The 1,212-nt window shown below is 42.4% G+C and carries 1 protein-coding gene; it reads right to left on the minus strand.

Annotated elements, in window-relative coordinates; all coding sequences use genetic code 11:
- On the minus strand, positions 1-1,145 hold a 1,145-nt coding region (locus tag K6V43_RS11360; RefSeq protein WP_222383150.1), incomplete at its 3' end, for a phage tail spike protein.
- Positions 1,146-1,212: the final 67 nt, after the last annotated feature.

Raw genomic sequence — 1,212 nt, forward strand, 5'->3', positions numbered from 1 at the left:
ATGGCTACTTGACGTTTCTCAAATTCTGCATCAAAGGCTCTATTGGCATTCTCAAGGGCAATTTCAACGGCAACATCCTCACTCCGCTTATTCCCATCAAGGAGATTATTTGCTAGTGTAGTTAGGCTACCGCCAGTTTTAGCTGTTCCAATACTTGCCTTATCATCAAAAGTGATAGAGCGGTAATTCTTAGCTAAAGGATCATAATCATAAGCGATGGCTTTCTTCCTCACATCAATGCCGTGTAGCTTGCTTTTTAAAGTCACTGTATCGCCTAGATGAACAGTTTGACCATCTAACTCAAATGCCTCAATGATGATGGCATCTTTTGGCTTATCAATTCCCTCTAAGCGAAACTTGCTACTAGCCCACTCTATTAACTCCTGTCGAGTTTTGAGATTATTATTGGTATAGGTTACTTCATTGATGAAAGGATAGGAGTTTATCAACGGACTGTCTACTGTGACTTGAAGTACAGTTTCCCTATCCTGCCCCTCTTGTTTAAAGCTTGAAGTGGCATGGATACGAGTGATAATCTGTGTACTTTCTTTGGTTCGTTGATACTTCTTCAAATTGTAGTGAGTAGAGATGACTACCCCACGGTCTTGTCCCCGCTCACCCTTTATAGTTAGGGCAAGGTTATCACGAACCAGTTCACCCTCCCAAGTTCCAAGAATAGAATGTTTACCATCCATCAGGCTGGAGTACAGCGTCTGTTCCTTGTCCGTTGTATAGGTTCTGTTCTTGACAATGTCACTGGTAAATGAAAAATCTCCCAGTGGAGACTTGCTTGCCATGACCATGCTTGATAGAGCTGTTGCACAGGGAACCTGTTCACACCTAAATTGAGATACCAACCTAGTCATGATGTCATCTGATATGTGATAGGCCACAACTTCAAGACTGGTGTCTCCTTCGATTACTTTCTTTATCCGAAACAACTGGTGTCCCAATACTGGAACTGGACTACGAACAAGGTAGTCCTCTTTTAGCTCTCGAAATAGACCGCTGTCTGTGATTGGATAGGTAAAATTCAGGACAAAATCCCCATTCAAGGTTTCTTTAACGCTTGCTTTTATAGTCTCTGGGAGTGGTTTCCCATGCCATTTTGCCGTTCGAACCGTTTTGTCTAATAATGATAGCACTCTATGCCCACCCCCAATTCATTTCTATTGTTAATGATGTGATGCCCGCACCTAAGACAACTCCAAC

It is taken from the genome of Streptococcus suis (assembly GCF_019794615.1).
Taxonomy (GTDB): domain Bacteria; phylum Bacillota; class Bacilli; order Lactobacillales; family Streptococcaceae; genus Streptococcus; species Streptococcus suis_AI.